We start from the raw sequence: 5,056 nt of genomic DNA on the forward strand, positions 1-5,056 counted from the left end.
GTTTCTGATAAAAGACCCGGTAGGCCTTGGCTGCAGCGTCCACCTGGGCGGGGGAACCGGTGAGGCCCACGAGGCGCTTGGGGAATGAGGGGTTGGCGATGTAGGCGGCCACCTGGCCCGTCGTGTCCCGACTTGGGTCCACCGAGATGAAGACGGTCTGCAGATCCCGGGCCTTGGGGCCGAGCAGCGGCTCGACCTGGGCCATCTCGAACAGGGTGGTGGGGCAGATGTCCGGACAGTGTGTGAAGCCGAAGAACACCACGCTCCACTTGCCCTTCAGCACGCCCTGGTCGACCGTACGTCCCGATGTGTCGACCAGTTGGAACGGCCCGCCTACCGCCGCCGTGTTCGTCTGCGGGCCCAGCACGCCTTTGCGGACGGCTAGGCCCGTGAGGATGGCCAGCGCCAGCGCCAGGAGAGCGATGAGCGCCAGGATGCGCCTGGACATGGTAGTCTTCCTTTCGAGGCGTGCTGCTCCTCATGCGGGAACGCGCGCATGACGCATGCCCCCACCGGCGGCCTCGATACGGCCGCGTCCTCAGGCGCGCAAGGCGTCTGGGACACCGCCGCGATCCGCCGCGGTCACCTGCGCGTGCGCACCCTGGTCAACGTCCGCTGGATGGTGATCGTCGGCGAGACCGTGCTCCTGGTCGCCATGGGTCTCGGCCTCGGCTACCACGCCCCCTACGGCGTCTGCGCGGTGGTGATCGCCGCCGGCGTGATCCTGAACCTGCTCACCAGCTTTCGCGGCGGCCCGCTGCAGCGGGTGATGCACGACCGCGAGGCCGTGGCCCAACTCGCCCTGGACATCATCCAGCTCAGCGCGCTGATCGGGCTCCTGGGCGGCACGGCGAACCCGTTCGTCCTGGTGCTGATCGCGCCGGTGACCCTGGCGGCCGCGACCCTGCCGCTCAGGCCGCTGCTGCTGGTCGGCGGCCTAGCCTCGATCGCCTCGCTGATGCTGGCGGTGGTGGCGCTCGACTACCCCTCCGCGACGCCTGAGCCGCGGGTGGGGGTCGAGTACCGGATCATCGCCGGTATCGCCAACGTGGCCGGCATCGCGCTGATCGCCGGCTTCGTGCGCCAGTCGGTGGTGGAGGCCGCGCGCATGGCCCTGGCGCTCGACGTCACCCAGGCCGTGCTGGCGCGCGAGCAGCGGCTCTCGGCCCTGGGCGCGCTGGCCGCCGCCGCCGCACACGAACTGGGCACGCCCCTGGCCACCATCTCCATCGTCTCCAAGGAGATGATTCGCGAGGCGCCCACGGCGCAGGTGAAGGAGGACGCGGAGCTGTTGCAGTCGCAGGCCGAGCGCTGCCGCGAGATCCTGCGTCGGCTGGCGGCCACCCCCGACAAGGCGTCCGACGAGGTGCACGAGCGCCTCACCCTGCGCCAGCTGGTGCAGGAGGTGATCGAGCCTCACACCAACGCCTCGCCCGAGGTGCGGGTCGAGGCCATCGTCACCGGCGCCAAGGATGTGAAGACCCCCGACATCCGCCGCCTGCCGGAGATCACCCACGCCTTCAGCACCTTCGTGGAGAACGCCGTCGACTTCGCCCACTCGGAAATCCTGGTCTCCGCCCGCTTCGACGCCGCCAGCGTCACCATCGAGGTGCGCGACGACGGTCCGGGCTTCGCGCCGGAGATCCTGGCCAAGCTTGGCGAGCCCTATGTGACGAGCCGCCCGGGCGCCGAGGGTTCACGCACCGGCCACATCGGCATGGGGCTGGGGTTCTTCATCTCCAAGACGCTGCTGGAGCGTACGGGCGCGACCGTCACCTTCCAGAACGGCAAGCCCCGAGGCGCGGTTGTGGCCGCGCGCTGGGATCGCTCGTTGGTTGAGGTTGTTTGAACTGCACGCGGCAAAGCTTGCACAAACGCGTTTCGGTGCGACACTCCGCCGCAGTATAGGAAGGACGACGCATGAACGACCTGTCCGCCGAGGTCACCGCGCTGACCGACAAGACCCTGCTGGTGCTCGATGACGACGCGCCGCTGCGAAACCGCCTGGGCCGGGCGCTGGAACAGCGCGGCTTCGAACCCACCCTGGTCGGCAGCGTCCAGGAGGCAATCGCCGCGGTAAAGGTGCACGCGCCGGCCTATGCCGTGCTGGACATGCGGCTGGAGGACGGGTCGGGGTTGAAGGTGGTGGAGGCGGTCCGAGATGCGCGTCCCGACGCCAAGATCATCATGCTCACCGGCTACGGCAATATCGCCACCGCCGTGCAGGCGGTGAAGGCCGGAGCCGTCGACTACCTCTCCAAGCCCGCCGACGCCGACGACGTGGTGCGCGCCCTGCTGGCCCGTGGCGACGCCGCCCCGGCCCCCCCTGAAAACCCGATGAGCGCCGACCGGGTCCGCTGGGAGCACATCCAGCGCGTCTATGAACTCTGCAACCACAACGTCTCGGAGACCGCCCGCCGCCTCAACATGCACCGCCGGACCCTCCAGCGGATCCTGGCGAAGCGCGCGCCGAGGTAGGCCTCTTCAACCGCTCATCCCCGCGAATGCGGGGACCCAGGCTTGGCCTCACTCAGGCGGCAAGGTTTCAGCCAGGTCCGCCCAGTCTGGATTTGCGCTCTCGATCAGTCGCAGCTTCCAGATCCGGTACCACTTCTTCATGGCGCGTTCCCGAGCGAAGGCGGCCTCGCGGGTCTCGAAATACTCATAATGGACGAGCCGCTTCACGCCGTAGGTCGATGTGAACCCTGGCGTCGAACCATCCCGATGCTCCCACACACGGCGGCTGAGGCTGTCGGTATGCCCGATGTAGAGCGTGCCGTTCCGTTCGCTCGCCATGATGTAGACAGCGAACATTAGAAAGGCCTGGGTCCCCGCATGCGCGGGGATGAGCGGCTCACAACTCCGTCGCCATCACCCCGCCGGCCCGCAGCGCCGCCAGCCGGGCGAACGCCAGCGTCAGCGCCTTTCGCCGCGCGCCCGCCAGCGGGACCGCGGCGGCCTCCCGCAGGATGGCGCCGCCGAAGCTGTCGGCGACGATCAGGCCCGGCTCCTCCGGCAGGATCTCGCGCGGGAACTCCGGGGCCACCGCGAAGGCGAAGGCGTCGCAGTAGGGGCGGTACTCGGGCCACTTCACGTCGACCCGAAAGTCCTCGATCCCCGACTTCACCTCGACAATGAAGATCTGGCCCTTCGGCCCCAGCGCCATCAGGTCGGCGCGGCGGCCGTTTGGCAAGGTCACCTCGCTGAGCGGCGCGTAGCCCAGCGCGATCAGCAGGCGCGCGGCCCCGCGGGTGACGCTGGCGGTGGTCTCGGGACGGGAAACGGCGACGACGGTGACGTCCATGCCGAAATCTTGTTCCGGCTCCGTTCCGTGCGCAAGGCCTGAGGCGGTATCAGCTGCCCATCGGCCGTGGAAACTCCAGCCGGCCGATATCGAAGCCAAGCTGGCCGATGCGGGCGAGCGCCTGCGATTTGATCGCCGCGGACAGCGTGGGCCGGGTCGCCATCAGCCACAGGTACTTGCCGTTGGCCGTGGCCAGCACCAGCCAGCCTTGCTCAGGCCGGTGGTCGACGACGACGTAGTCCTGGCTCACCACCCCGCCGAAGAAGGTCATCTTCAGCTTGGCGTTGGTCTTGGGGTCGGCCACGGTCGCCTTGGCCTTCCACACCGACAGCGGCCCGTTCGGCGCGCCCTTGTGGCAGGACTGCACGACCGCGAAGCCCTTGGCCGACGGCGCCCAGTCCGACGCGCCGGCCTGGCAACCCCGCTGCAGGGCGTTGGGCACCCTGGCGACTTCGTACCAGCGGCCCATCATCTGGCTGATCTCGATGCGCCGGGTGGGTTCGGGCGCGGCCTGCGCGGCCATCGCCAGGATCAGGGACGCGGCAAGCGCGGCGAGGACGGTACGCTGGGTCATGTTGCGGTGCAATAAACCAACTGTTTTGCCGTGCAATAACGAAGGCGCGCGATACAGGGACGCACGCCCCCGATGACCGACGGCTGAACAGGGACGTCAGGAGTATTACGACCGCACTAACGGCGTCATTCGCCGCGGCGATGCGGCCTATTCCGCCGCGATCAGGATCTGTCGGGCCTTGTCGGCGAAGTTGATCTCCTGGAGGTACTTGATCCCCTCCTCGGCGATGTCGTCGCCCACCATCTTGTCGCCCTCGCTCTTCAGCTCGTCCATGTCGACGTAGACGGCATAGAAGGCGCGGGTCCGCTCGGTGATGATCCCGGCGTTGACCAGGGTCTTCACCAGCACGCGGAAGATGTTCGTGGCTTCCTTCATGTCCTCGCGACGGGTCTCGTCATTGACCAGTTCGGACATGCCCTCGATCACCTTCTGGGGGTCGAGGCCGAATTCCTCGTAGAGCCCAACGTTCTGGTTGGGGGCCACCAGGTTGAACAGCAGCGTCTGGAAGCAGTGCGCCGCCCACATCTCGATGACCTCGTGCTCCTTCTCGCTCAGGTGCGGGATGGTGCGGTCGGCCCAGATCTTCCCGAACTTGTGGTGGAAGGCCTCGTCGGTCATCACCAGCTGCGTGAGCTTGCGGGCCAGGGGGTCGTTGGTTTCATTGAAGATCGTGGCGAAGGCGCCCATCGCCAGGCCCTCGACCAGCATCTGCATGCCGATGATCTTCTTGTAGACCTCGGGACTTCCGATGATCTCGACCAGCAGGTCCTTCAGCACCGGCCCGCATTCCACCGGACGGCCCCAGCGGGCCTTGATGTACTTGGCGAAGGCGGTGACGTGGCGGGCCTCTTCGCGGGTCTGGTTGGCGGCGTACTCCTGTGCGCCCTGGTCCTTCAGCACGTGGCAGAGGCTGGCCGACAGGTTCAGCGCGCCCTGCTCGCCGTGCAGGATCGAAGAGAAGGTCCGCAGCGTCTGAGCATTGGCGAACGCGATGCGGCGCTCCTCCGAGCCGAGCGTCTCGTTGACGTAGTCGAGCTTCAGCGCGCCGATCATCTTCTCCGGCAGGATCATGACGTTCGCCATGTCGAATGGCTCGTCGAAGTCGATGTAGCGCTTGTCCAGCGGATCCCAGAAGTGGTCGTGGGTCGCAGAGATGATCTTGTCGAAAGCCGTCGAGC

At 67.6% G+C, this 5,056-nt stretch carries 7 protein-coding genes; 2 read left to right on the plus strand and 5 right to left on the minus strand.

What is annotated here, in order from left to right; translation table 11 throughout:
* Positions 1–448 (minus strand): SCO family protein (locus QZV94_RS23050; protein WP_293682502.1); only part of this gene is annotated, 448 nt, incomplete at its 3' end.
* A 48-nt stretch (positions 449–496) separates the two neighbouring features.
* Here QZV94_RS23050 and QZV94_RS23055 point away from each other — a divergent pair.
* Complete coding sequence (locus QZV94_RS23055) at positions 497–1,849, plus strand: ActS/PrrB/RegB family redox-sensitive histidine kinase (RefSeq protein ID WP_293682504.1); 1,353 nt, start codon at positions 497–499, stop codon at positions 1,847–1,849.
* A 71-nt stretch (positions 1,850–1,920) separates the two neighbouring features.
* Positions 1,921–2,478: an ActR/PrrA/RegA family redox response regulator transcription factor gene (locus QZV94_RS23060; RefSeq protein WP_293682506.1), complete on the plus strand. Its 558-nt coding sequence runs from the start codon at positions 1,921–1,923 to the stop codon at positions 2,476–2,478.
* 48 nt (positions 2,479–2,526) lie between these two features.
* On the opposite strand, the gene QZV94_RS23065 is transcribed toward QZV94_RS23060, so the two are convergent.
* From QZV94_RS23065 to QZV94_RS23080, 4 genes are all read right to left on the minus strand, one after another.
* Positions 2,527–2,814 (minus strand): GIY-YIG nuclease family protein, encoded by a 288-nt coding sequence (locus QZV94_RS23065; protein WP_293682508.1) that lies wholly within the window; start codon positions 2,812–2,814, stop codon positions 2,527–2,529.
* A 40-nt stretch (positions 2,815–2,854) separates the two neighbouring features.
* Positions 2,855–3,304 (minus strand): DNA repair putative endonuclease MmcB, encoded by a 450-nt coding sequence (mmcB, locus tag QZV94_RS23070; RefSeq protein WP_293682510.1) that lies wholly within the window; start codon positions 3,302–3,304, stop codon positions 2,855–2,857.
* A 49-nt stretch (positions 3,305–3,353) separates the two neighbouring features.
* Entirely contained in the window at positions 3,354–3,878 is a 525-nt protein-coding gene (locus tag QZV94_RS23075) for a lipocalin family protein (RefSeq protein WP_293682512.1), read from the minus strand.
* A gap of 147 nt (positions 3,879–4,025) precedes the next feature.
* The coding region (locus QZV94_RS23080; protein WP_293682514.1) for a ferritin-like domain-containing protein at positions 4,026–5,056 on the minus strand (1,031 nt) is incomplete at its 5' end.

It is taken from the genome of uncultured Phenylobacterium sp., assembly GCF_902826855.1.
Classification (GTDB): Bacteria; Pseudomonadota; Alphaproteobacteria; order Caulobacterales; family Caulobacteraceae; genus Phenylobacterium.

What these genes read in the sequence shown, in the direction of transcription:
- QZV94_RS23055 (WP_293682504.1), top strand. Translation starts at nt 497, where the DNA reads ATGACGCATGCCCCCACCGGCGGCCTCGATACGGCCGCGTCCTCAGGC.
- QZV94_RS23060 (WP_293682506.1), top strand. Translation starts at nt 1,921, where the DNA reads ATGAACGACCTGTCCGCCGAGGTCACCGCGCTGACCGACAAGACCCTG.
- QZV94_RS23065 (WP_293682508.1), bottom strand. Translation starts at nt 2,814, where the DNA reads ATGTTCGCTGTCTACATCATGGCGAGCGAACGGAACGGCACGCTCTAC.
- mmcB (WP_293682510.1), bottom strand. Translation starts at nt 3,304, where the DNA reads ATGGACGTCACCGTCGTCGCCGTTTCCCGTCCCGAGACCACCGCCAGC.
- QZV94_RS23075 (WP_293682512.1), bottom strand. Translation starts at nt 3,878, where the DNA reads ATGACCCAGCGTACCGTCCTCGCCGCGCTTGCCGCGTCCCTGATCCTG.